The following is an 856-nucleotide window of genomic DNA, read 5'->3' on the forward strand; positions in this document are numbered from 1 at the left end:
CTAAAAATGCTAATGCAGTAGCTGCGGCTGAACAGGAAAAATTAGGTACAGTAGGACAAGTAGCTTCTGGTGTATTGACATATGCTCCAGTGATTGCTGCTGGTATTGTGCAACCTGAATTAGGTGCTGCTGCAATGGGTACATTGGCTACTGCTGATGCTCTCCGTGCTCAGGCTGAAGAAGGTAATCGTTATGATATCGGTAAAGCTGGTTTAGCTGGTGTTGGTAGTGCTGCTGTGGATTATGCTACTGGTGGGTTGGCTCGTGGTGCACGTGCTGCTGCTATGGCTGCTAACCCATTGACTCGTGCTGCTGCCCGTGCTGGTGAGGCGGTTGTTCAGCCAGCGGTATCAAACATGAGTATGACTGCCATGTCTAACCTTGCTGCTGGTAAACCTTGGAATGAAGGGTTGGCTGAAGCGGGGACTGTTGGTGCAGTTGCTGGTGGTATTTTACACACAGGTGCTCATGGATTAAGTCGTGCACTTGGTGGTAATATTAGTCCAGAAGGTCGTACTGCTATTCAGACAGATACGAAATTAAAAAATAAAGGTGTTGAACCACCTGCTCATTTTACTCAACAAGCTTTTGATACAGAAGATGCTCTTGGTAAAATCAAAACATCCATGATGAATTCTACACTGGATGATGATGTTTCTGCTATGGCAGATGCCTATGTCAATCATTCTGCAAGTCAAGGTTCTGCATCTGCTGCTCAGAAAATGGCTGAGCTGGCGATTGACACTGATACTCCAATGACTATGAACATGCTTGACCAAGATATTGGTGCAGGTGTGGAGAATGTATCTGGGCAAACTACTAACCTCGCTCGTGACCTTTATGGTAAATCTGGTAC

Annotated in this window: 1 protein-coding gene; it reads left to right on the forward strand. The window is 45.9% G+C overall.

Features of this window, described 5'->3' with window-relative positions; translation table 11 throughout:
• A partial coding sequence (locus N1032_RS24425; protein ID WP_259543099.1) for a hypothetical protein occupies nt 1-856 on the forward strand: 856 nt, incomplete at both ends.

This window comes from Herbiconiux daphne (assembly GCF_024979295.1).
GTDB classification, from domain to species: domain Bacteria; phylum Actinomycetota; class Actinomycetes; order Actinomycetales; family Microbacteriaceae; genus Herbiconiux; species Herbiconiux daphnes.